The organism is Streptomyces sp. NPDC031049, from assembly GCF_055571015.1.
This window is the reverse complement of the sequence record NZ_JBVIGC010000007.1, coordinates 111,402-133,820: the sequence shown is the minus strand read 5'-3', so window position 1 is coordinate 133,820 and position 22,419 is coordinate 111,402. Positions and strand designations below refer to the sequence as shown.

Genomic DNA, 22,419 nt, shown 5'->3' with positions numbered 1-22,419 from the left:
CTACGTACAGTTAACACCAGATTAAGTGCGGTCGCCGACCGCGGCGGTGGGACTCCTGAGGCGTGGGCGGCCTGATTCCGGCAGGTGGCGCCCGCCGTGGCGCTCATCCCCACCCGGACGGGCGCCCTCCGACCGTGCGTCCGGCGGGCAGGGGCCCGCCGGACGCAGGGGTGCTCAGCCGGCCGGGCAGCCGGCCGGGACGGGCTGCGAGGCGTCCCGGACGAGCGCCTCGTGCGCGGCCCGCATCCGCTGGACGTCGGGCTTGAGGACCTCGCGGTCGTAGGTCGTCAGCCCGTTCAGCTCGCCCTCGACGTCCGAGATCTGCGTGTAGACGGCGCCGTTGCTCCCCCGGCAGACCAGGGCGCGCACCTCGTCGAGCTTGGCCAGGTAGTCGTCGGTGTACGTGGCCGGGTCGACGTCCACGTACGACTGCTGCACCGACCAGGCGTGGCCGGGCACGGCGAGGCCCAGGCCGCCGTACTCGCCGCTGACCAGGGCGCGTTCGCCGTCCGGGCGGGGCGGCAGGGCGGGGCTGGGGTAGCCGTGCTCGTCCATGATGTCGCCGGCGTGCCCGTCGGCCCCGAGGTTGAGGCCGGACTGGTTGTTGACCAGACGGGTCGGGTCCCAGCGCTTGGCCTGGTCGGCGACCCGGCCGATGTCGTACTGGCCCCAGCCCTCGTTGAAGGTGACCCACATGATCACCGACGGGCTGCTGATGTGCTCGTCGATCATCTCCTTCATCTCGCGTTCGTACTGGGCACGCGCCTCGGCGTCCGGGTTCACCCCGGCCGTCATCGCGGGCATGTCCTGCCAGACGAGCAGGCCGAGCCTGTCCGCCCAGTAGAACCAGCGGTCGGGTTCGACCTTGATGTGCTTGCGCACGGAGTTGAAGCCGAGCTTCTTGTGCAGCTTCAGGTCGTACGCCAGCGCCTCGTCGGTGGGCGCGGTGTGCAGGCCGTCCGGCCAGAAGCCCTGGTCGAGGGTGGCCATGAGGAAGACGGGCTCGCCGTTGAGCATCGTGCGCGGCACGCCGTCCACCTTCTCGACGGCCACCGAGCGCATCCCGAAGTAGCTCTCCACCCGGTCGGCGCCGACCCGGACGTCCAGGTCGTAGAGGAACGGGTCGTCCGGCGACCACAGGCGCGGCTCGTGGATCCGCAGGGTGAGCGGCTCGCCGGTGCGCCCGCTCGCCGTGGCGACCTTGCGGCGTCCCTCGTACGCCGTCGCCGTGACCCGTACGCCGTCGCGCACGCCCTCGGGCTCGACGGTGAGGGTGCCGGCGTCGACGTCGGGGGTGAGCTTCAGTGAGTCGACGTGGTCGCGGGCGACGGGCTCCATCCAGACGGTCTGCCAGATGCCGGAGCTGGGCGTGTACCAGATGCCGCTCGGGTCCAGGCGCTGCTTGCCCAGCGGCGGGTTCTCGCCGCCGACCGCGTCGGTCGGGTCGTACACGCCGACGATCAGCTCCTGGGTGCGGCCGGGCTTCAGCGCCTCGGTGATGTCGGCGCTGAACTTGTCGTAGCCGCCCTGGTGCGCGGCGACCCGGTGCCCGTTGACGTACACCTCGCTCCGCCAGTCGACGGCGCCGAAGTTGAGCCGCAGCCGCTTGCCGGAGCCGATCCGCCAGTCGTCGGGGACGGTGAAGGTGCGGCGGTACCACATGCGGTCCTCGTGCCGCTGGATGCCGGAGAGCTGGGACTCCACCGGGTACGGGACGAGGATCCGCTCCTTGAGCGTCCGGCCGAACGGCGGCTGCTCGCCGGCCTCCGCGGCGGCGAACTGCCAGCGGCCGTTGAGGTTGCGCCACTCGTCGCGGGTCAGCTGCGGACGCGGGTACTCCGGGAGGGCGTTGCCGGGTCCGACCTCGTCGGCCCAGCGGGTGCGCAGCTCGTACGTGGAGTGGTTGGCGCCGCTGGTCCAGAAGGCGCTGACAACGTTGCCGTCGGCGGTGGACAGGCCGCCGTCGCCGTCGTAGCGGATGTCGGCGGTGCCGGGGGCGGTGCCGGACTTGTCGCCGACGACGGGTTCACCGAGGGCGACGAGGAGGGAGCGGGGGTCGGCCGGGTCGAGCCTCGCCTCGCCCAGGGGCCAGGCGGCGCCGCCGATCACCGCTTCGAGGTGGTCGGCGAGGCCGGCGGGGGGTGCGGCGAGGCGGTGCGGGAAGTCCAGCTTGAGGGTGCGGCCGGTGGCGAGGACGGTGGCCCCTGTGGCCCCGTCGTAGTCGAAGTCGTCGGGCAGGCGGAACGCCGACTGCGGGACGGGCTCCTTGGCGCCGCCGGGCGGGGTCCAGCGGACGTGCAGGTTGGAGCCGCCGTAGTGCTCGAAGTACTCCAGCTTGAAGTCGTAGGCCTGCCCGGCCGTCAGCTCGACCGGCGCCCCGGTCTGCTCCCGGTCCCAGTCGTCGACCCAGTGGTCGATCACCGGTTCGCCGTCGATCCAGAGGCGGAAGCCGTTGTCGCCGATGATCGAGAAGGTGTGGGGCCCGGTCTTCTCGGGGACGAGCTTGCCGGTCCAGCGGACGCTGACGTCGTCGGACCGACCGGTGGCGAAGTCCAGGCGCGGCTCCAGGTTGTCGAAGTCGAGCTGCCGGTCGAATCCGGTGGCCTTCAGTTCGTGGAAGTCGAAGGCGCCGGGGGCGGAGTGCGTGTAGTACTCGCCCTTCAGGCCGTGGACCTCGGCGGGGGCGTCGTCCGCCGCCTGCGCGGCCGGGACGGTGGTGAGTCCCGTGACGCCGAGCGCCGCGGCGAACAGCAGGGCGAGTCGGTCTCTGAGTCGTTTGGTGCGCACTGACCCTCTCCTCGTGGACGGGGTGGTGGCCGATGGCTCAGGGACATCGATGTCATACATCGATGTAACAGCAGTGGCATGACAGCATGGATTCCCCATCTCGTCCAGGGACATGACAACGGCCCCGGGGTCCTCCCGAACCCCGGGGCCGACGGCCACGCCCTCCGCCACCGCCGGTCGCTACGGCACCCGCCGGCCCTTCCCGAGGGCGATCACCCCGCCCCCCGAGACCGTGTACAACTCGGCGTCCCGTTCGGGGTTGACGCCGATCGTCGCCCCCGGCGGCACCTCGATGTTCTTGTCCAGCACGGCGCCGCGCACCACCGCGCCCCGCCCGATGTGCACGTTGTCGTGGAGCACCGAGCCCTGCACCACCGCGCCCGGGTCCACCACGACGCCCGGCGACAGCACCGACCGCGTCACCTGGCCCCGGATCAGGCACCCCGCGCTGATGATCGACTCGCTGGCGATGCCGCCGGCGTTGAACCGGGCCGGCGAGAGCTGGCCGGAGTGGGTGTAGATCGGCCAGTCGCGGTTGTACAGGTTGAAGGCGGGCCGCTCGGCGATCAGGTCCATGTGGGCCTCGTAGTAGGCGTCGAGCGTGCCGACGTCCCGCCAGTAGCCCTGGTCCCTGCTGGTCTCGCCGGGAACGTGGTTGTCACTGAAGTCGTACAGCGCGGCCTCGCCCCGGGCGGTGAGCTGGGGCAGGATCGAGCCGCCCATGTCGTGCACGGAGTTCTCGTCCTCGGCGTCCCGGTGCAGGGCCTCGATCAGGGCCTTGGTGGTGAAGAGGTAGTTGCCCATCGAGGCGAACACGCACTCGGGGTCGTCGGGCAGCCCGGGCGGGTCGGCGGGCTTCTCCAGGAACCGCTCGACCGTCCGGCCGTCGGAGCCCGGCGTGATCACGCCGAAGGACGACGACTCGGCGCGCGGCACCCGGATGCCGGCGACGGTCACGCCCGCGCCGGACTCGATGTGCTGGGCGAGCATCTGGCGCGGGTCCATGCGGTAGACGTGGTCGGCGCCGAAGACCGCGACGTACTCGGGCTGTTCGTCGTGCACCAGGTTCAGGGACTGGAGGATGGCGTCGGCGCTGCCCAGGTACCAGCGGGGGCCGAGGCGCTGCTGCGCCGGCACCGGGGTGACGTAGTTGCCGAGCAGGCTGGACATCCGCCAGGTGGTGGTGATGTGCCGGTCCAGCGAGTGCGACTTGTACTGCGTGAGCACGCAGATGCGCAGGATGTCGCCGTTGACCAGGTTGGACAGGACGAAGTCGACGAGCCGGTACGTCCCGCCGAAGGTGACCGCGGGTTTCGCGCGGTCCGCCGTGAGCGGCATCAGGCGCTTGCCCTCGCCGCCCGCCAGGACGATGCCGAGTACCGAAGGACCTCCACGCCGCATGGCCGCTCCCCTCACCCTCGCTGTGGCCCGTTGCCTGCCCGTGGGCCGTTCCGCCTACGCCTGTCGCGCCGAGCCCGTCGCGCCGGTCTCCGCGCCGCTGACTGCGCGCCGCTCTCGTCGCGCTAGGCCCGTCGCGCCCGTTCGAGGACGTTCTCGTACAGCCGGACCGTGTGGCGGGCCACCGCCTCCCAGCCGAACTCGCCCACCGCGCGCTCCCGGCCCGCCTCACCCATCCGCCGGGCGGCCTCCGGATCGCCCACGACCGCGTCGAGCGCCCGGGCGAGCCCCGCCTCGAAGTCGTCGTCCGCGTCGACGAGTACCCCCGTCTCCCCGTCCGCCACGACCTCGGGGATGCCGCCCACGCGGGAGGCCACGACCGGTGTGCCGCAGGCCATCGCCTCCAGGTTGACGATGCCGAGGGGCTCGTAGACCGAGGGGCAGACGAAGACGGCGGCGTGGGTGAGCAGCTGGATCACCTCCGCGCGCGGCAGCATCTGCGGAATCCAGTGCACCCCCGCGCGGGCCCGGCTCAGCTCCTGGTACAGCTCGCGGAACTCGCGGTCGATCTCGGGGGTGTCGGGCGCCCCCGCGCACAGCACGACCTGCACCCCGGGGTCGATGCCGCGCACGGCGCGCAGCAGGTGGGGCACGCCCTTCTGGCGGGTGATGCGGCCGACGAACAGCACGTACGGGCGGGAGCGGTCCAGGCCGGTCCGCTCCAGGGCCTCGGTGCCGTGGTCGGGGCGGTAGAGGGTGGTGTCGATGCCGTTGTGCACGACGTGCACCCGGTCTTTCTCCAGTGCCGGGTAGCAGGCGAGGATGTCCTCGCGCATGGCGGCGGAGACGGCGATCACCGCGTCGGCGGCCTCGAACGCGGTGCGTTCGGCCCAGCCGGAGAGCGCGTACCCGCCGCCGAGCTGCTCGGCCTTCCAGGGGCGCAGCGGCTCCAGGGAGTGGGCGGTGACCACGTGCGGCACACCGTGCAGGAGGCTCGCGAGGTGACCGCCGAGGTTGGCGTACCAGGTGTGCGAGTGGACCAGGTCGCGGTCCCGGAGGGCGGCGGCCATCGCCAGGTCCACCGAGAAGGTGCGCAGCGCGTCGTTGGCACCGTCGAGGACGGGCCAGGGACGGTGGCGCAGCACACCGGCGCCCTTCTCCGCCGTGCTCGCCTCGCCCCAGCAGTGCACGTCCAGGTCGACGAGGGCGGCGAGTTCCCGGGCGAGGAACTCCACGTGGACGCCCGCGCCGCCGTACACGTCCGGCGGGTACTCCCGGGTCAGCAGTCCCACTCGCACCCGGAACCTCCCGTGTTCGGCGGCTGGTCCCTTCATGGTCACTCAGGCGGGGCGCCGGGGGAAGAGCGCGGCGGGAGGCATCGCGGCGGCAGCGGGGACACGCGGGGGGGGCAGGAGCCGGGGACACATGGGGGGCAGGAGCCGGTGGCCGTCGCGTGCAGCGGCAGCGGGGCCCGTCGGAGGCGGGCACACCTTAGGGGGCCGCGGGGAGGGCCTCAGGGGTGTCCGCGCCGTTCCGCCCACCCTGGGGATGACCGGGGCCTCGTCGTACTCCATCGGCAGTAGGACCCAAAGAATGCTCTGGGACGACGACGGGAAGAGCACGGCACGGCAAGGTGTTGTTCATGGAAGCCGACCGTTCGCCGCGCCGGGCCGGGCAGACCGCGCTCAGCCCCCGCCTCACGCAGGGGAGACGCCGATGAGCGCCCTCGCGTTGTCCGTGCTCCTGTCGCTGGTCTCGGCCGTCGCCTACGCGGGCGGGGCGATCGTCCAGGAGCGCGTCGCGGTCTCCGCCCCGGACCAACCCTACGCGCCGCTGCGCCGGCCGGGCTGGTGGGCGGCCGTGGCACTGAACGGACTCGGCGGACTGCTGCACGTGGTCGCGCTCGCCTACGGCCCGCTCAGCGTGGTGCAGCCGCTGGGCGCGCTGACCATCGTCGTCGCGCTGCCCATGGCGGCGCTGTTCGTCGGTCGCCGGGCCGGGGCGACGGCCTGGCGGGGCGCGGTCATGGCGACGGTCGGCCTGGCCGGTCTGCTGTCCCTGGTCGGCGCCTCCGGCACACAGTCGCTGGACGCGGCCGAGCGCACGGCGGTGGCCGGTGTGACCGCCGCCGCGCTGGTGGCCCTGATGGTCGCGGCCCGTGCCGCGCACCGGCACACGGCGGTGCGCAGCATGCTGCTCGCGACGGCGTCCGGCGTCGCCTTCGGCATGTCCTCGGTGTTCACCAAGACCGTCGCGGTCGACTGGACCGGCGGGGTGACCGGAGCGGATCTGCCGTCCCTGGCCGTCATCGGGGTGCTGGCCACGGCCGGCATGCTGCTGTCGCAGGCCGCGTACCGGGACGCGGGTCTCGCCGCGCCGCTGGCCACGCTGACGGTGGTGAACCCGGTGGTGGCGGCGGCGGTCGGCATCACGATGTTCGGCGAAACCTTCCGCTACGGCACGACGGGTGCGGTGCTCGCTCTCAGCTGCGGTGCGGTGGCCGCGGGCGGGCTGATCCTGCTGACGACGGAGCGGATCGCCCGGACGGAGCGGGACGCCGCGGTGACGCCGTCCGCGGCGGCGCGGGCCTCGGCGGCGTACGCCTCCCGGGTGCCGGTCGAGGCCGTGCTGGCCGGGAGCGTGCTGTCCGGTTCCGGGCTCGCCGACGGCGTGCCCGGGCAGCGGGGCGCGGGGCCGGACGCGGAGGCGGTGCCGGGTCCGACGGCTGTGCTCCACGCCGACGCCGACGCCGATGCCGACATCGACGCGGACGCCGATGTCGCGGAGCCCGGCGGACCGGCCCTGCTCGTGCCGGACGTGCTGCCGGCGCGGATGCCCGGGGCCGAGGCGCCGGCGACCGTGCCCCCGATCTCGTACGGGCCGTTCTACGGCGGTCCGTACGTGCCGCTGCCGCTGCTCGATCCGCGCCGGGTGCGGGTCAGATCCTGACGCCGGCCGTGCCGCGCACGGCGGTTCAGATCCCGACGCCTCCGGCGCGCAGGTAGGCCACCGGGTCGATGTCCGTGCCGAAACCGGGCCCCGTCCGCACCTCGAAGTGCAGATGCGGGCCCGTGCTGTTGCCGGTGGACCCCGAGCGCCCGATGCGCTGCCCGGCGGTCACGCTCTGCCCGTCCTTCACGGAGATGGCCGACAGGTGGGCGTACTGGCTGTAGCGGCCGTCGGTGTGCCGGATCACCACCTGGTACCCGTACGATCCCGCCCAGCCGGCGCTGACCACGCTGCCCGGCGCGACCGACTTGACGGACGTGCCGGTGGGCACGGGGAAGTCGACGCCGGTGTGGTAGCCCTTCGACCAGGCGGAGCCCGCCTGCCGGTACGGCGTGCCGGTGGAGGCGTCGACGGGGGCGACGCGGGCGGAACGGCTGGTCTCCCGCGCCCGGGCCTGCGTCCGGTTCTCGGCCTTGGCCTCGGCATTCGCCTTGGATCTGGCCTCGGACTTGGTCTTCGCCTTCGCCTTGGGCTTGGCGGCGGATTCGGGCTTGGCGGCGGACTTGCCGGGCGCAGCCCCACCGCCGTCCACCCGCAGCCGCTGACCCGGCAGGATCAGATCGGGGTCGGCTCCGATGGCGGAGCGGTTGGCGGCGTAGAGACGCTGCCAGCCGCCGTCGACCCGCTGGTCGTCCGCGATGCCGGACAGCGTGTCGCCGGTGACGACCGTGTACATCCGGGCCTGGCCGGCACGGGACTGGGGTGTGGTCTGGGGGCGGACGTCGGCGACGCGCTGCTCCCGCTGCTCTTTCTTGTCCCCCTTGTCCCGGGTACCGTCCCCGCGGGCCTCCCCCTCCCGCGCCTTCTCCTCGCCGGCCGTCGAGGTGCCGGACGGCCGGATGTCGGGGGTGCCGCCGTCCCGGGTCAGTCCGGCCCGCACCGAACACACCGGCCAGGCGCGGGGCCCCTGCCCGTCGAGCACCTTCTCGGCGACGGCGATCTGCTGGTCCCGGGTCGCGAGATCCGCGCGCGGCGCGTACCGGGTTCCGCCGAAGGCCTCCCAGGTGGACTGGCTGAACTGAAGGCCGCCGTAGTAGCCGTTGCCGGTGTTGATGTCCCAGTCGTTGGTGGACTCGCACTCGGCGACGCGGTCCCAGGTCTCGGCGTCGGCCGCGTGGGCGGTGCCGGTCCCGATGAGCGGAAGCGCCATCCCGGCACCGCTCGCGGTGACGGTGAGCGAGGCGCGGTTGATCCTGTTCGGCTGGTACCGGCGGTGCCGGCCGCGTACGGCCATGAACGTCCCCCTCGACAATGCGTCAGGAGGGGCAAAAGTAAGCGCTGCGAACGAGCCACGACAAGACGGCAATCGGCCGCTTGGGGGCGCCAAGTGGCCGACGGCGGACGGCCCCTTGGGCCACGGGGCGCGGGCCCGTGCCCCGTGCGCGCCGGCGCACGCTGAGGCGACCGGCCCCTTCCGTGCGTACTGGAGTCCGTCGGTGGGAGAACCGCGGCGGGCCGGCGGCGACGTGCGGTCGGCGCACCGGCAGGTCACGATGGTCGACGGGCAGTACGGAGGGGCAGGGCAGTGCGCACGGGCAATACTGGCGAGCACGACCGGCACCACCCGGCCATCCGGGGCCGCCCCCGTCCACCTGGGCCGCCCGCGGCGGTCCAGGCCACCCCAGTTCGTCCAGGTCATCCCAGTCCGTCCAGGTCACCCAGGTCACGAGGAGCGAACCCCATGAGCAACACAGCGCAGATCGGCGTCACGGGACTCGCGGTCATGGGCCGCAATCTCGCCCGGAACTTCGCCCGCAACGGCTTCACGGTCGCGGTGCACAACCGGACGGCGTCGCGCACCCACGCGCTGGTGGAGGAGTTCGGCGACGAGGGCGACTTCGTCGCGGCCGGGACGGCGAAGGAGTTCGTGGCGGCACTGGAGCGACCGCGGCGGCTGGTCGTCATGGTGAAGGCGGGGGAGCCGACCGATGCGGTGATCGAGGAGTTCGCGCCGCTGCTGGAGCCCGGGGACATGATCATCGACGGCGGCAACGCGCACTTCGCGGACACCCGGCGCCGGGAGCGTGAGCTGCGGCAGCGGGGCATCCACTTCGTCGGCACGGGCATCTCCGGCGGCGAGGAGGGGGCTCTGCACGGCCCGAGCATCATGCCGGGCGGGTCACCGGAGTCGTACGAGTCGCTCGGGCCGATGCTGGAGAGGATCGCCGCCAAGGCGGCCGACGGCGCGCCCTGCGTGACCCATGTCGGCCCGGACGGCGCCGGCCACTTCGTGAAGATGGTGCACAACGGCATCGAGTACGCCGACATGCAGCTGATCGGTGAGGCCTACCAGCTGCTGCGCGATGTCGCCGGGTACTCCCCCGCCCGGATCGCGGAGATCTTCCGCACCTGGAACACGGGCCGGCTGGACTCCTACCTCATCGAGATCACTGCCGAGGTGCTGTCGCACGTGGACGCGGCGACGGGCCGTCCGTTCGTGGACGTGGTGCAGGACCGGGCGGAGCAGAAGGGCACGGGGCGCTGGACGGTGCAGATCGCGCTGGACCTCGGGGTGCCGGTGTCCGGCATCGCCGAGGCGGTCTTCGCGCGGTCGCTGTCGGGGCACGCGGTGCTGCGGGAGGCCTCCCGCGCACTGGCCGGGCCGAAGGCGTCGCCCCTGGGCGAGGCGGAGGCCGGCGCGTTCGCGGACCGGGTCGAGCAGGCGCTGTACGCGTCGAAGATCGTGTCGTACACACAGGGCTTCCACGAGATCGCGGCGGGCAGCGAGGAGTACGGCTGGGACATCGACCTGGGCGCGGTGTCCGCGATCTGGCGCGGCGGCTGCATCATCCGGGCCGCCTTCCTGGACCGCATCCGGGCCGCGTACGACGCGCGGCCGGACCTGCCGAGCCTGCTGGCCGACGAGACCTTCGCGCAGGAGATCGCCGCCGCGCAGGACGACTGGCGGGAGGTGCTGGTCGCGGCGACCCGCCAGGGCGTACCCACTCCCGGCTTCGCCGCCGCGCTCGCCTACTACGACGCCCTGCGCGCCGACCGGCTGCCGGCCGCGCTGACGCAGGGGCAGCGCGACTACTTCGGTGCGCACACCTACCGGCGGACGGACCGGGAGGGGTCGTTCCACACGCTGTGGGGCGGGGACCGGTCGGAGGTGACGGCGTAGGGAGCGGTGTCCAGGGCCGGCCGGGGCCGGCCCTGGCCGGCCAGGGTGGCTGGGGGCCGGCAGGTTCAGCCGACGGACGGCGGACGCGGGAAGCGGGACGCCGGACGCGGGGCCCGGATGCGGGGCTCGGACGCGGTCCCGGCGCGGCGCCCGGACGAGCGCGGGTAACGGACGAGGGTGGGTCGACGTGTCGCCTGTGCCTCAGCTGAGGGGTGGCCCCGGTTCCGGGTTCGGCACCGGCTCGGGGCCCGGCGGGATCGGGGACGGAGACGGCTCCGGCGGCCCCGGGTGCGGGGGCGGCGGGGCCGGGTGCGGTCCGGGGCCCGGAGGCGGGGGCGTCGGCTCGGGGCCGGGCCCGGGCGGGGGCGGCATCGGCTGCGGCCCCGGGTCCGGGGGCGGCGTCGGCTGGGGGGCGGGAGGCGGCTCCGGGGTCGGGACCGGGTGCGGCTCGGGGTGCTGGGGTTCGGGCCCCGGCGTGGGTCCCTGCGGAGCGGAGCCCGGCGTCGGTCCCTGCGGGGCGGAGCCCGGCGTGGGTCCCTGCGGGGCCGGGCCCGGGTGCGGGTTCGTCATGGCGCGTGTCCTCCGGCCAGTCGGTCGACATCGGCTCTGGACTACTCCCCCGCCTACCCGACGGCCGCGCGGCCACTCACCCGCCCGCATGAACGACGCGGGCCCAGGTGGACGACCGGAAAGCCGCCCGGCGGATCGACCAGGGCCGCACCCGGCCGGACGACGGGACGCTCAGAACCGCCCAGGGTGCGCCACGAGCGACGCCTTGGCCGCCCGCAGCAGCTCGGGGTCGGGCGCCGGGGCCTCGTCGGGGTGGCGTTCGGCCCACCTGACGACGTAGGGGCACAGCGGTGCGACGGGAACGCCCTCGCGGCGCGCGGCGGCGTACAGCTCGCGGGCCAGCGAACCGGCGATGCCCTTGCCCTCGTGGGCCGGCTCCACGACGGTGTGCACGGGGACCAGGGCTTGGCCGGGGGACTCCAGCACGAAGTACTCGATGCGGCCGACGGTCTCGTCCCCGGCCACCGCGGTCAGCCGGCCGACCGCCCGGTCGTCATGGATACGGATGTCGCTCACGGGCACGCTCCTCGTCCGGTCGTCCAGCCGTCCCTGCTCCGGGACCGGTGCGTGCACCGATCCCGGTCGCCCAGCCGCCCCTGCGCCCGGGGACAGGCTGCGCTCAGCGCGCCACGGCCTGCGGGCTGCGCTCCTGGTCCGAGCCCGGCACCGGCTCGGACGGGTCGGCGCCCAGGGCGACGACGCGGTTGTCGCGGTCCACGTGCACGACCCGCGGCTTCAGCGCCCGCGCCTCGGCGTCGGTGACCTGAGCGTAGCTGATGACGATCACCAGGTCGCCGGGGTGCACCAGGTGCGCGGCGGCGCCGTTGATCCCGATCACCCCGGACCCGCGCTCGCCCTCGATGACGTAGGTCTCCAGCCGGGCGCCGTTGGTGATGTCGACGATGTGCACGAGCTCACCGGGCAGCAGGTCGGCGGCGTCCAGCAGGTCGGCGTCGATGGTCACCGATCCCACGTAGTGCAGGTCGGCCTGGGTGACGGTGGCGCGGTGGATCTTGGACTTGAACATGGTGCGCAGCATGTTGAACTCCTGAGAGACGGCTCCCTGCCTGCTTTGTGCAGGTCAAAGGCGGTCTTCACTCTACAACTGGCACGCGCCCGACTCGAAGGTTGTGAGGAACGTCGCTCCGCCCCGGTGAGCAGGACCTCGCCTCGCCGGCCTGTCCGACGGCCTATCAGGAGCCTGGGGGGCACACGGCAGGTCGGCGCCGCGAGGGGCCGCGAGGGGCCGCCCCCATGAACGCCCGTCCGGTCGGCCCGCAGTCGGCCGGTACAGTGCGCGGGACGGCAGCCCGGTCAGGGAGGGAAGCGTGACCGAGACCAGTAGCACCCGGCCCGCCGAAGGGGGCGCGCAGGCGCCGCGGTCGAGCCGGCTGTACCGCCTGTTGCGCTACGTCCCTCTGATCGCCCCCGTCCTGCTGTGGGCCGTGCCGTGCTGGGTGCTCCTGTACGCGGGACAGCACTGGCCGCTGCCCGTCGCGCTGGCCGGCACCGTGCTGTTCGTCCTCGGCCTCGTCGGTATGCCGCTCGCGATGGCGCGCGGCCACGGGCGACGCCAGCGGGACCGGGCGGCGATCGTCGGTGACACGCTGCTGGGCGTCGGCTGGGTACTGTTCACCTGGTCCGTTCTGCTCGGCGTCTTCCTGCGGCTCGTCCTGGCCGTGGCCGGTGTCGGCGAGAGTCAGGAACGGGCCCGGATCGTCACCTGGGCCGTCCTCGGTGTCACCGCCGTGCTGCTCGCCTGGGGGTACGCCGAGGCCCGCCGCGTGCCGCGCGTGCGCCGGCTCGACGTGCCGCTGCCGCGTCTGGGCGCCGGGCTGGACGGCCTGCGGGTCGTTCTGATCACCGACACCCACTACGGGCCGCTCGATCGCGCCGGCTGGTCGGCACGCGTGTGCGAGACCGTGAACACCCTGGACGCCGACCTGGTCTGCCACACCGGCGACATCGCCGACGGCACGGCCGAACGCCGCCGCGCCCAGGCCGCCCCGCTCGCGACCGTGCGGGCCACCCATGCCCGGGTCTACGTCACCGGCAACCACGAGTACTACAGCGAGGCCCAGGGCTGGGTCGACCTGATGGACGAGCTGGGCTGGGAGCCGCTGCGCAACCGCCACCTGCTGCTCGAACGCGGCGGCGACACCCTCGTGGTCGCCGGCGTGGACGACGTCACCGCCGAGTCCTCCGGCCTGACCGGCCACCGCGCCCACCTCGCCGGAGCCCTGAAGGGCGCCGACCCCGGCCTGCCCGTCCTGCTCCTGGCCCACCAGCCCAAGTTCATCGACCGCGCGGCGGCCGAAGGCGTCGACCTCCAGCTCTCCGGCCACACCCACGGCGGCCAGATCTGGCCCTTCCACCACCTGGTCCGCCTCGACCAGCCCGCCCTCGCCGGCCTCACCCGGCACGGCACCCGCACCCTGCTCTACACCAGCCGCGGCACCGGCTTCTGGGGCCCGCCGTTCCGCGTCTTCGCCCCCAGCGAGATCACCCTGCTCGTGCTCCGCTCCCCGCAGCTGCCCAGCTCGCCGTAACCCTGGGCGGCCCGACGCACCCGCCCGGAGGTGTCCTCGGGCCGTCTCCGGGCCAAGGTCTCGCTGCGGCCTGGTCCACGCCGGCGCCTTCCCTTCCGCTTCCCGGGCACGATCACCGGCCTCGCCGGTCAGGGCACGTCGACGTCGGTGTGCAGCACGTGGTGGTCCGAGCGCGGCGTCGGAGCCACGCGGTGGGCGAGGCGGACGACGCCCCGCAGGAAGACGTAGTCGAACTTGCTCTGCCAGTCGGTGGTCGGGGCGCAGGCGCCCGGACGCGACGGGTGGCACCGGGGGTCGGTGTCCGCGGCCAGTTCCCACATGCCGGCCAGCTCCGGGGCGTGCGGCACCGCGTTGAAGTCGCCGAGCACGATCGCGCGGTCGTACCGGGCGACCGCCGCGGCGAGCACGCGGGCCTGGTCCGCGCGGACCTCCTCCTGGCGTCGTTCGGCCAGGTGGGTGTTGAAGACCCGGACGGACCGGCCGTCCACCGTCGTGGTGACCGCCATGTACCCGCGGTCCTCGGATCCGCCGTCGGGGTACTCGACGTTGACGGGGTCCTCGGCCGGGGCCGCCGACAGGACGGCCTGGCCGAAGGCGCCCGGGCTCCACGGCAGTCCTCCGCAGCGGCCCCAGTTCCCGAGCACCGTTCCGTACTCGACGTGGTAGACCAGCCCGTGGAGGTTGCGCAGATGGTCCCGGATGCTCTCGACGTCCCGGACGCAGGCCTCCTGGAGGCCGATGACCTGGGGTGCGTGCCGGGCGATCTCCGCGGCCCGGTCCGCGTTGCTCCGGTCGCAGGGGTTGCAGAGGTTCCACGTCATGACCCGGTTCGGCACGACGTCCCCGGCGGCTTCGACGGGCAGTGATCCGGCGGAGGGAGTGACGCGTGCGCTGGGGCCGACGAGCACCGCACAGGCCATGATCAACGCGCCCACGAGCAGACGCGTGCTCCTGCCGGCCACCATCGTCTCCTCCGCCCCCTCCCCGTGCCGTCCGGGGTGTCCGCCTCGGCTCCCGTGCACGAGGTTATGCCGCCGAGGTGTCGGCTGCGCGTGAGGACGGCGAGTCGGCGCCCTTGCCGGAACGCCCGCCGAGCACTTCGATGGCTTGCGCACGTACCCGTCGCCACACGTCCGTGTCCGTCACTGCACGCCCATACGCGTCACCGCACGTCCGTACGCATCACCACATGCCGTACGCGTCACCGCACGCCCGTACGCGTCACCACACGCCCGTACGCGTCACCACACCTCCGTGTCCGTCACCACAGGATGGAACGAGCATGTACGACTACGTCATCGTCGGCGCCGGGTCCGCGGGCTGCGTCCTCGCGGCGCGGCTGTCGGAGGACCCCGCTGTGCGGGTGGCCCTGATCGAGGCGGGGGGTCCCGACACCGCGCAGGAGATCCATGTTCCGGCGGCCTTCCCGCAGTTGTTCAAGTCCGGCCTCGACTGGGACCTCGACTCCGACCCGGAGCCGGGGATCGGCGGGCGGCGTGCCTACCTGCCGCGCGGCAGGACGTTCGGCGGGTGCAGCTCGATCAACGCGATGATCTACATCCGGGGCAGTCGCGCCGACTACGACGGCTGGGCGGCGGCCGGTGCCACCGGGTGGTCGTACGCCGAGGTGCTGCCGTACTTCAAGCGCGCGGAGGACAACGAGCGCGGCGAGGACGCCTTCCACGGCACCGGCGGGCCGATGGCCGTCAGCGACGGCAGGTCCGGGCACCCGCTCGCCTCGGCCTTCGTCCAGGCCGCGGTCCAGGCCGGGCACAAGCCGAACGACGACTTCAACGGCGACACCCAGTTCGGCGTCGGGCGCTACCAGCTGACCCAGCGGGGCGGGTTGCGGTGCAGCGCGGCCGTCGCCTATCTGCACCCCGCCCTCGGCCGGCCGAACCTCACCGTGCTGTCCTCGGCCCGCGCCCACCGGGTGGTGCTCGAGGGCGGCCGGGCCGGGGGCGTGGAGGTGGAGCGGGGCGGCACCGTGGACGTGGTCCGTGCCGGGCGCGAGGTGATCGTGTCGGCGGGTGCCTACGAGTCCCCGAAGCTGCTGATGCTGTCCGGCATCGGGCCCGCCGCCGCCCTGTCCGCCCTCGGCATCGAGGTCGTCCGCGACCTGCCGGTCGGCCAGGGGCTTCAGGACCACTACATGGCGCTGCTGAACCTCCGCACCGAGGTGGAGTCGCTGATCGGCGCGGCCACTCCGGAGAACGCCGCGCTGCTGGAGAACGAGGGGCGCGGCCCGCTGAGTTCCAACCTCGGTGAGGCCGGCGGCTTCTCCCGCAGCCGGGACGGCCTGACCGCTCCGGACGTGCAGTTCCACGCCGCTCCCGTGCTCTTCCACCAGGAGGGGCTCGGCCCGGTCGCCGAGCACGGCTTCGCCTTCGGGCCCTGCGTGCTCGCGCCGACCAGCCGGGGCGCGGTGACGCTGCGTTCCCCGCGCCCCGACGTCGCGCCCCGGATCGTGCACAACTACCTGATGACGCCCGAGGACCGGGAGTGTCTGGTGGCCGGCGTCCGGCTGGCCCTGGAGATCGCGGCGCGGCCGGCGGTGGCCGACGTCGTCACGGCGCCGTTCGACGTGCCGGCCGGGGAGTCCGACGCGGACCTCCTGTCCTGGGCGCAGCGGTCGGGGCAGACGCTGTACCACCCGACGTCGACCTGTGCCATCGGCCCGGTGGTCGACCCCGAGCTGCGCGTCCACGGCGTCGCGGGCCTGCGCGTCGTCGACGCCTCGGTGTTCCCGTCGGTGCCCCGCGGGAACACCCACGCGCCCACCGTCATGGTCGCGGAGAAGGCGGCCGATCTCATCAGGGCCTGATCGGGATCTGATCAAGGGGAGCCACGGCGTTGAAAGTTATTGACAGTCAGCTGATGGGGCATTGAAACTAACTGCCACCCAGCCTGCCCGTCGCGCAGGGCGTCCGCGACCGCGAAGGGGCCCGTATGACCACCCCGGTACACCAGCCGGTCGAGGGAGCCACCACGCCTCCCCGGGCGCGCAGGGCGCTGGTGGCGGGCTCGGTGGGGAACTTCATCGAGTGGTACGAGTTCGGCGTCTACGGCTACTTCGCCACCGTCATCGCCGCCAACTTCTTCACCCCCGACGGCGGGAGCGCCGTCGAGGGGCTCGTCAAGACGTACGCGTCCTTCGCGCTCGCGTTCTTCTTCCGCCCGGTCGGCGCGGCGGTCTTCGGGCGGGTGGGCGACCGGATCGGGCGGCGCCCGACGCTGATCCTCGTCGTGCTGCTCATGACCGTCGCCACCACCCTGATCGGCCTGCTGCCGACGTACGCCACCGTGGGTGCCGCGGCGCCCTGGCTGCTCACCTTCCTGCGGATCCTCCAGGGGCTGTCCGCGGGAGGGGAGTTCGGCGGCGCCGTGTCGATCATGACGGAGTTCGCCCCGCCCGGCAGGCGCGGCCTGTACGGGTCCTGGCAGTCCTTCACGGTGGCGCTCGGGCTGCTCGCCGGAGCGGGCGTGGCGGCCCTGCTCGCCACGGTGCTCAGCGAGGGGGACCTCGACGCGTGGGGGTGGCGGCTGCCGTTCCTGCTGACGCTGCCGCTGGGGCTCGGCGCCCTGTGGCTGCGCCTGCGGCTGGAGGAGACGCCCTCCTTCCGGCGGGCCGCCCCGGACCGGACCCCGGGCGCGGCGGGCACGCCGCCGACGGTCGCCACCGGCCCCGCGCCCGCGGTCGGGGGTGCCGCCGCCCCCGCGCCCCCGGCCGCCGCCCCCGCGCGCGAGGTCGCCAAGGCCATCGCGCTCGGCGCCGGGCGGCTGATGGGCTGGTCGGCGGCGGGCTACACCTTCCTCGTCGTCATGCCGTCCTATCTGCAGAGCACGCTGAACGCCACGTTCCAGCAGGCGCTGATCGCCACGGTCGTCGCCAATCTGGGCTTCGCCGTCTCCATCATCCCGGCGGGTGCGCTCAGCGACCGGATCGGGCGCCGCGCCGTGATGGTGGCCGGGGCGGTGCTCGTGGCGGTCCTCGCGTTCCCCCTGCTGGACCTGCTCCAGGACCCCGGCGCCTCGACGGCCGCCAAGGGCCTCGCGGTGTTCGCCGCGGGTGCCGTGGTCGGCCTGATGGCGGGGCCCGGGCCCGCGATGCTCGCCGAGATGTTCCCCACCACCGTCCGCTACACCGGTCTCGGTCTGGCGTACTCGCTGTCGAACGCGGTCTTCTCCGGATGCGCGGGCCTGATCATCACCGAGGCGATCGAACGGACCGGCGACATCGACATCCCGGCGTACTACGTGGTCGTCACCTGCGCCGTCAGCACCCTGGCCCTGCTCACCCTGCGCGGCGACGACCACCGCCGCGCGCTGCGCGACTGAGGGGGCCGGCGATGCGGGTCATCGGGCTGATGTCGGGAACGTCCCACGACGCGGTCGACGCCGCCGCGGCCGATCTCACGCTCCGGGGGGACACACTGCTGCTCAGGCCGCTGGGCATGGTGAGCGCCCCCTACCCGGAGGACCTGCGGGCCGCGCTGTCCGCCGCGCTGCCGCCGGCGCGGACCACCCTGCGGGAGGTGTGCCGGCTGGACACACGGATCGGCCAGGCCTTCGCCGAGCAGGCCGTCCGGGCCGACCGCGAACTGTGCGACGGACGCGCCGACCTCGTGGTCTCGCACGGCCAGACCGTCTACCACTGGGCCGAGCGGGGCCGGGTGCACGGCACCCTCCAGATCGGTTCGGCCGCCTGGATCGCCGAGGCCACCGGTCGCCCGGTCGTGTCCGACCTGCGCACCCGCGACGTCGCCGCCGGCGGTCAGGGCGCGCCCCTGGTGAGCGTCTTCGACGTCCTGTGGCTGCGCGACCGGCCCGGCGTGCCCGCCGCCCTGAACCTGGGCGGCATCGCGAACCTGACGGTGGCCGCCGGGGCGGCCGGGCCCCTCGCCTTCGACACCGGTCCCGCCAACGCCCTCGTCGACGCCGCCGTGCACGCCCTGACCGACGGGCGCCTGGACCACGACCGGGACGGCGCCCTCGCCGCCCGCGGCAGGGTCGACGAGGCGCTGCTGCGGCGGCTCCTCGACGAGCCGTACTACGCCGAGCCGCCGCCGAAGACGACCGGCAAGGAGGTGTTCCACTGGCCCTATCTGCGCCGGGCCCTGGCCGGGCGCGAGCGGCTCCCGGACGAGGACGTGGTGGCCACCGTCACCCGGCTCACCGCCCGCACGGTCGCCGACGCCGTCCGTTCGGCCGGCGCGAGCGAGGTCGTGGCCTCCGGCGGCGGCACCCGCAACCCGACGCTGATGGCCATGCTCCGCGCGGCACTGGACGGCGTCCCGCTGCGGACCTCGGACGACCTCGGGCTGCCGTCGGCGGCCAAGGAGGCCTGTGCCTTCGCCGTCCTGGGTTTCCTGACCGTGCACGGCCTGGCGGGTACGGTCCCGTCGTGCACCGGCGCCCGCCGGCCCAGCGTCCTGGGCTCGATCACGCCGGGCGACCGGGGCCTGCGCCTGCCGGAGCCGGCGGCGACCGCGCCCGTGCGCCTGCGCGTCGTACCGGACTGACCTCGCCCCGCGGGGCCCGGGTTCCCGGGCCGCCGTCGTGGCGGACGGCCGTGGTGCCGGCGTAGCGGCGGCCGGCCCGGACGCGCTCACGGGCCCGTCACCTGCGTCGGTTACGATCACCGGCGGCACATGTGTCCGATATGTGCCGCGGCGCGACCGCGTCCCGCCGGGCGCTCCGCCCGGGGCGGCGCGTCGCACCCCGCGCAGAGAACCCACGAGGGAGACCGATGATCTTCATCACCGCCAAGTTCCGCGTCCGTCCCGAGTACGCCGACCAGTGGCCCCGGATCGCGGCCGACTTCACCACGGCCACCCGTGCGGAGCCGGGCTGCCTGTGGTTCGACTGGTCCCGCAGCGTCGACGACCCCACGGAGTACGTGCTGGTCGAGGCGTTCCGCGACGACGAGGCGGGCGCGGCCCACGTGCAGTCCGAGCACTTCAAGGAGGCCCAGCGCACCCTGCCGCCCCACCTCGCCGAGACGCCCCGGATCGTCAACACCACGGTGCCGCAGGACGACTGGTCGCTGCTGGGCGAGATGAGCGTCGACGGGCAGGAGTGACGCACCGCGTCGGCAGCGGAAGGTGCGTCCGTGGTGGCGCCGGCGGGCGGTTCACCCGTGGCCGCGCCGGTGCAGCTTCAGGTCCGCGACGACGGGCCGGTGGTCGGACGCGTCCGTCGCCACGGTCCGGGCGCCGGTCACGGTGACGCCGGGCGAGACGGTCACGAAGTCGATGCGCTTGACGGGGCCGACCGCCGGGTACGTGCCCGTGCCGCCGGGAGCGGCGTCCCGCAGCTCCCGCCACAGCGGCGCCAGTTCCGGTGCCGTGGCCTCGGCGTTGAAGTCGCCGACCAGGACCTTCGGCCCGCGGTCGGCGGCCAGCACCCGGAGCATGTCCGCCACCTGGGCCGCGCGGATCGACGGGTCGGACCGGTAGTCCAGGTGCGTGGAGTACACGTGCACGTGCGAGCCCCGCACGTTCACCACCACCTCGGCGAAGCCCGGCGCCGGCGCCGGCACGGGGTGGGGCGTCTGGGTGGAGAGCCGGGTGATCTCGTGGTTCTCGGCCCCCAGCACCGGATACCGGCTCAGGACCGCCACGCCGTACTGGCGGCGCTGCCCGCCGTCGGACACCGGGTCCAGGTCGTAGATGGGCGCGAAGAACACCCGCATGCCCAACTCCTCGGCCAGCTCCCGGGCTTCGTCCACGAAGTCGCTGCGGGCACCCCAGTGGACGTCGACCTCCTGAAGACCGATCACGTCGGCGTCCAGGCCGCGCAGGGCCTCGGCGGTGCGGTCGAGATCGAAGACGCCGTCCTGGCCGGCCCCGGCATGGATGTTGTAGGTCGCCACCCGCAAGGGCACGGGCGGTGCCTGCTCCCCGGGGACACCGGTGTCCGCGGCCGTCGCCGGTGCGGCCAGCGCGAGCACGGCGGCGGCCAGCACGGCGATCGCCGCACGGCCGCGTCCGAGGGGACGTCGGATGCTGGGCTTCATGCCTTCTCCTGATCGGGCGGGGAGCGAAATCCTGGCCGGCGCGGTCTTTCTGACACCGGCTCACACACCCCTGGATTCTGCTCGGACGACGGCCCGCCCACTCCCGTCCGGGACACCCCGGGGCGGGGCCCGGCACCCGGCGCTCGGCGCGCGCGGCGCGCCGCCCCTCCTTGTCCTGCTATTTCCGGCCATAGTGGGGCGTCATGAGCACGGAATCCCTCGATCAGCCGGAGCCCGAGCCCCCGCACGACGCTCATGCCACAGGTGCACCCGACCGTCTCCTGGTCGGCATCGGCATGGCCGCCGTCGCCGCCGTGGTGCTGTGGGCCTGGCTCGGCGACGAGTCCTTCGACAGCGCCTCCACCACGAGCCTGGCGTGGGTCCTGGACAACTTCGGCTGGCTGTTCGTGGTCGCCGCGGACGTCTTCCTGGTCCTGTGCCTGGTGATCGCGTTCAGCCGGTTCGGCCGGATCAGACTGGGCAGGGACGACTCCGAGGCCGAGTTCGGGAACCTGGCCTGGATCGCGATGATGTTCAGCGCGGGCATGGGCATCGGCCTGATGTTCTACGGCGTCGGCGAGCCCCTCACGCACTACCTCGAACCGCCCCCGGCCAGCGATGCGCGCAGCCAGACACCGGACGCGGCGCGCACCGCCATGGAGTACTCGTTCTTCCACTGGACGCTCACCCCGTGGGCGATCTACGGGATCGTGGGGCTCGCGCTGGCGTACGCCACGTTCCGCAAGGGCCGGGGAAACCGGCTCAGCGCCGTGTTCGTGCCGCTCATCGGGGCCCGGCGCGCGGTGTCGTGGCAGGGCAAGGTGATCGATCTGCTGGCCGTCTTCGCGACCGTCTTCGGTACGGCGACGAGTCTGGGCCTGGGCGCCCTCCAGGTCGCCGAGGGGCTGGATCTCACGGTGGGCGTCGACGCCACCCGCTCCCTGGAGCTGATCATCATCGCGGCGCTGTCGGCGGCCTTCGTCGTCTCGGCCTTCTCGGGTCTGCACCGGGGCATCAAATGGCTGTCGACGCTCAACATCGTGCTCGCCGCGGCCCTGATGGCGTTCGTCTTCCTGCTCGGCCCCACCGTCTACATCCTGGACTCGATCCCGGCCTCGGTCGGCGGCTACCTCCAGAACCTGCTGCCGATGGCCACCCGCACCGGCGCCTTCTCCGACCACGCGTGGCTGGGCTCCTGGACCATCTTCTACTGGGCGTGGTGGCTGTCGTGGGCGCCGTTCGTGGGGACGTTCATCGCCCGCATCTCGCACGGCCGTTCCGTGCGTGAGTTCCTCGTCGGCGTGCTCCTGGTGCCGAGCGGTGCGACCGTGGTCTGGTTCTGCGTGATGGGAGGTTCGGCGCTCCGGCTGGACTCGACGGGAGCGGCGGACCTCACGGCCACGGTGGCGGACGGGGCGGAGGCGTCGCTGTTCGGGTTGCTGGACGCACTGCCGATCGGCACGGTCACGTCGGTCATCGCCATGATCCTGGTCATGACCTACTTCGTCACCAGCGCCGACTCGGCGTCCCTGGTGATGGGGTCGCTGACCAGCCGCGGGGCGCTGCACCCGCCGTCGTGGCTGGTGGTCGTGTGGGGCGTGCTGATGGCGTCGGTCGCGGCGGTGCTGCTGGTCGTCGGCGGGCTGAACTCGCTCCAGACCGCGACGATCCTGGTCGCGCTGCCGTTCGTGGTCGTCATGCTGCTGCTGTGCTGGGCCCTGCTGAAGGAGCTGCGGGAGGACCCGGGTGCCGGTCCCGCCCGGCACCACGCGCTGCACGGGCTGCGGGACGTCGTACGGACCATGGTCGGCGACGTCGTCACGGAGCAGACCACGGTGCGCCACCACCGGCTGCGCCGGGCGGCGAAGGCGCGCTCGGAGTCCGACGAGCAGACCTGACGCGGGCGCTGCCGGCGGCTCCGGTGCGGGCGCTGCCGGCGGCTCTGGCGTGAAGGTGTGAATGGTGGT

Annotated in this window: 16 protein-coding genes; 8 read left to right on the top strand and 8 right to left on the bottom strand. The window is 73.6% G+C overall.

What is annotated here, in order from left to right:
* Positions 1-174: 174 nt before the first annotated feature.
* The 3 genes from ACZ45Q_RS14250 to glgA all read right to left on the bottom strand — a co-directional run bounded on the left by ACZ45Q_RS14250 (position 175) and on the right by glgA (position 5,483).
* A complete protein-coding gene (locus ACZ45Q_RS14250) occupies positions 175-2,787 on the bottom strand; it encodes a PA14 domain-containing protein (protein WP_468259812.1) in 2,613 nt (870 codons plus the stop codon).
* Between the two features lie 180 nt (positions 2,788-2,967).
* Positions 2,968-4,188 (bottom strand): glucose-1-phosphate adenylyltransferase, encoded by a 1,221-nt coding sequence (gene glgC / locus ACZ45Q_RS14245; RefSeq protein WP_468259810.1) that lies wholly within the window; start codon positions 4,186-4,188, stop codon positions 2,968-2,970.
* A gap of 122 nt (positions 4,189-4,310) precedes the next feature.
* The gene (glgA, locus tag ACZ45Q_RS14240) at positions 4,311-5,483 is read right to left on the bottom strand and encodes a glycogen synthase (RefSeq protein WP_468259807.1); all 1,173 of its coding nucleotides are present in this window, start codon (positions 5,481-5,483) and stop codon (positions 4,311-4,313) included.
* A gap of 418 nt (positions 5,484-5,901) precedes the next feature.
* Between glgA and ACZ45Q_RS14235 the strand changes: the two genes are divergently transcribed.
* Positions 5,902-7,134 (top strand): DMT family transporter, encoded by a 1,233-nt coding sequence (locus tag ACZ45Q_RS14235; RefSeq protein WP_468259804.1) that lies wholly within the window; start codon positions 5,902-5,904, stop codon positions 7,132-7,134.
* Between the two features lie 25 nt (positions 7,135-7,159).
* Here ACZ45Q_RS14235 and ACZ45Q_RS14230 read toward each other — a convergent pair whose 3' ends face one another.
* Positions 7,160-8,428 carry a transglycosylase family protein gene (locus ACZ45Q_RS14230; RefSeq protein WP_468259802.1) on the bottom strand — a complete coding sequence of 423 codons (1,269 nt, stop codon included), beginning with the start codon at positions 8,426-8,428 and terminating at the stop codon, positions 7,160-7,162.
* A gap of 447 nt (positions 8,429-8,875) precedes the next feature.
* Here ACZ45Q_RS14230 and gndA point away from each other — a divergent pair, with 447 nt between their 5' ends.
* The gene (gndA, locus tag ACZ45Q_RS14225; RefSeq protein WP_468259799.1) at positions 8,876-10,315 is read left to right on the top strand and encodes an NADP-dependent phosphogluconate dehydrogenase; all 1,440 of its coding nucleotides are present in this window, start codon (positions 8,876-8,878) and stop codon (positions 10,313-10,315) included.
* Positions 10,316-11,056: 741 nt separating this feature from the next.
* On the opposite strand, the gene ACZ45Q_RS14220 is transcribed toward gndA, so the two are convergent.
* Positions 11,057-11,401, bottom strand: a complete 345-nt coding sequence (locus tag ACZ45Q_RS14220; RefSeq protein ID WP_468259797.1) for a GNAT family N-acetyltransferase — start codon at positions 11,399-11,401, stop codon at positions 11,057-11,059.
* Positions 11,402-11,504: 103 nt separating this feature from the next.
* Positions 11,505-11,924 (bottom strand): aspartate 1-decarboxylase, encoded by a 420-nt coding sequence (gene panD, locus ACZ45Q_RS14215; protein WP_468259794.1) that lies wholly within the window; start codon positions 11,922-11,924, stop codon positions 11,505-11,507.
* 289 nt (positions 11,925-12,213) lie between these two features.
* On the opposite strand from panD, the gene ACZ45Q_RS14210 reads away from it, so the two are divergent.
* Complete coding sequence (locus tag ACZ45Q_RS14210; RefSeq protein ID WP_468259791.1) at positions 12,214-13,434, top strand: metallophosphoesterase; 1,221 nt, start codon at positions 12,214-12,216, stop codon at positions 13,432-13,434.
* Positions 13,435-13,562: 128 nt separating this feature from the next.
* Here ACZ45Q_RS14210 and ACZ45Q_RS14205 read toward each other — a convergent pair whose 3' ends face one another.
* Entirely contained in the window at positions 13,563-14,399 is an 837-nt protein-coding gene (locus tag ACZ45Q_RS14205) for an endonuclease/exonuclease/phosphatase family protein (RefSeq protein ID WP_468259789.1), read from the bottom strand.
* A 317-nt stretch (positions 14,400-14,716) separates the two neighbouring features.
* On the opposite strand from ACZ45Q_RS14205, the gene ACZ45Q_RS14200 reads away from it, so the two are divergent.
* The 4 genes from ACZ45Q_RS14200 to ACZ45Q_RS14185 all read left to right on the top strand — a co-directional run bounded on the left by ACZ45Q_RS14200 (position 14,717) and on the right by ACZ45Q_RS14185 (position 19,516).
* Positions 14,717-16,258 carry a GMC family oxidoreductase gene (locus tag ACZ45Q_RS14200; RefSeq protein WP_468259786.1) on the top strand — a complete coding sequence of 514 codons (1,542 nt, stop codon included), beginning with the start codon at positions 14,717-14,719 and terminating at the stop codon, positions 16,256-16,258.
* A 125-nt stretch (positions 16,259-16,383) separates the two neighbouring features.
* On the top strand, positions 16,384-17,772 hold the full coding sequence (locus ACZ45Q_RS14195; RefSeq protein ID WP_468259783.1) for an MFS transporter: 1,389 nt from the start codon (positions 16,384-16,386) through the stop codon (positions 17,770-17,772).
* 11 nt (positions 17,773-17,783) lie between these two features.
* Complete coding sequence (locus tag ACZ45Q_RS14190; RefSeq protein ID WP_468259781.1) at positions 17,784-18,956, top strand: anhydro-N-acetylmuramic acid kinase; 1,173 nt, start codon at positions 17,784-17,786, stop codon at positions 18,954-18,956.
* Between the two features lie 227 nt (positions 18,957-19,183).
* Positions 19,184-19,516 (top strand): putative quinol monooxygenase, encoded by a 333-nt coding sequence (locus ACZ45Q_RS14185; protein WP_468259779.1) that lies wholly within the window; start codon positions 19,184-19,186, stop codon positions 19,514-19,516.
* A gap of 51 nt (positions 19,517-19,567) precedes the next feature.
* On the opposite strand, the gene ACZ45Q_RS14180 is transcribed toward ACZ45Q_RS14185, so the two are convergent.
* Positions 19,568-20,452, bottom strand: coding sequence for an endonuclease/exonuclease/phosphatase family protein (locus ACZ45Q_RS14180; RefSeq protein ID WP_468259777.1), 885 nt, complete (start codon positions 20,450-20,452; stop codon positions 19,568-19,570).
* A 203-nt stretch (positions 20,453-20,655) separates the two neighbouring features.
* Between ACZ45Q_RS14180 and ACZ45Q_RS14175 the strand changes: the two genes are divergently transcribed.
* Positions 20,656-22,350, top strand: a complete 1,695-nt coding sequence (locus tag ACZ45Q_RS14175; RefSeq protein ID WP_468259774.1) for a BCCT family transporter — start codon at positions 20,656-20,658, stop codon at positions 22,348-22,350.
* Positions 22,351-22,419: the final 69 nt, after the last annotated feature.